The organism is Kutzneria sp. 744, from assembly GCF_000568255.1.
Lineage (GTDB): Bacteria > Actinomycetota > Actinomycetes > Mycobacteriales > Pseudonocardiaceae > Kutzneria.
This window is the reverse complement of the sequence record NZ_KK037166.1, coordinates 10359070-10360668: the sequence shown is the minus strand read 5'-3', so window position 1 is coordinate 10360668 and position 1599 is coordinate 10359070. Positions and strand designations below refer to the sequence as shown.

General features: G+C 66.7%; 2 protein-coding genes. Both read left to right on the top strand.

Annotated elements, in window-relative coordinates; translation table 11 throughout:
* The coding region (locus tag KUTG_RS47075; RefSeq protein ID WP_043726416.1) for a MerR family transcriptional regulator at positions 1 to 674 on the top strand (674 nt) is incomplete at its 5' end.
* Positions 675 to 989: 315 nt separating this feature from the next.
* Positions 990 to 1532 carry a hypothetical protein gene (locus tag KUTG_RS47070; RefSeq protein WP_157495289.1) on the top strand — a complete coding sequence of 181 codons (543 nt, stop codon included), beginning with the start codon at positions 990 to 992 and terminating at the stop codon, positions 1530 to 1532.
* Positions 1533 to 1599 lie beyond the last annotated feature (67 nt).

Here is a 1599-nt window from a genome sequence, read left to right as displayed (position 1 = left end):
TCGTGCGACAACACACCACAACGGAGCAGGCGAGCCTGATGCACAAGCTCGCGTCCATGTCCGACGACGACCGCGACCAGCTCATCACCCGGTTCTGGGACTTCGTGACCGACGGCCTCGACGTCCACCCCGGCTACGTCGAGCGGCTGCGCGCCCGGCGGCCGCACCTTCCCGACGAGCCCACCACCGAACAGCTGGAGGCCTGGATCGAACTGGCCGAGATCGTGCAGGACGACCAGTTCCGCACGGCGCTGCGCGATCACCTGCACCGCATCTTCGGCACCGAACAGGGCAAGCTGATGACCTCGCCGGAGATGATGGCGCATGCCGAGACGCAGCGGCGGCTCCATCTCGAGGCGCGGGCGGCGCTGCAGGCCGGCGTGCCCGCCGATTCGCCGCAGGCCCGGGACATCGCCGAGCGCATGGCCGCGCACCGCGCCGAGTTCGTCGCCGCCATGACCGGGCGGCACGACGCCGACAAGTCCCGGCGCACCATGATCGGCTTCGACCGGGACAGGGCGGCCGAAGTCCGGGCCAGGATGACCGGGCTGAACCTGATCACCAGGTACACCACGTTGGTGGCGACGATCAACGGCACTCCCCAGCCGGATCCCGAGCGGGCGGCCACGGTTCAGGAATGGCTGGCCGCTGCCCTGCGTCACGACACCACCTGACAGCGACCTGGTGGCCGACGCGGGAGGTCGGCCGAACGGTCAGGCCGCCGAAGCCGAGCCGATCGGGCGGAGACTCCAGAAGAGAGAACTTTCACCAGTAGTCGATCGGGCTAGAGGGGCCCCCGTTCTGCCCAGCGCGACGATGCCGCAGGCGTGCGCAGAGTCTGGTCGCACACCACGGATTCGCGCGGACAGAGCAGCGAGGTTCGCGTCCCAGCGACCCTTGTTGTCCCATGGCAACCGTCTTCCTACGCTCGCCTTCGCGCAGCCGCCGGCAATCCCGGCGGAGGTGTCCGTAGGGGAACGAGGGAGAGCATGAGACGAAGACTGGCCTTCGCACGCTCCACTTTGACCATCGGTGTCGTGATAACCGCGGTGGCCGCCGGTGTCGCCGCTCCGGCCGCCGTCGCGGCGCCGTCCGGGCTGACCAAGAGCGTGCAGGACGTGACAAGTCCGGGCGCTGATCCGGTGCATCACGCCGACACTCTGAACTGGGTGCTCAGCTACGCCAACAACAGTTCGAGCGGTTCGGCCCCGGCCACCGTCACCGATCCTGTCGAGGGCGCGCAGGCCTATGTGCCGGGGTCGCTCCAGGTGCCGCCGGGCTGGACGCCGGGCTGGTCGGCCGACGGCACGAACTTCCAGGGCACCGACCTGGGCGCGGCAACGGTGGCGGTGCGCGCGACCAACCCCGGCGCCCGCGCCGGCGGCACCAACCTGGGCAACATCCTGTTGGCGCCGGTGAAGCCGACGGCCACCGCGACCGCGGCGACGGCTACTCGCCGATCGTCTACCGCCGCCCGGACGTTACGTTCTATGCGTGGATCTTGTTTTTTTTTTTTATTCCGTCGCTTCTAATCTGGTCTGTGTGAACATGTATTTTTGTTTTTTTTTTTTTTTTTTTTTTTTTTTTTTTTTTTTTTTT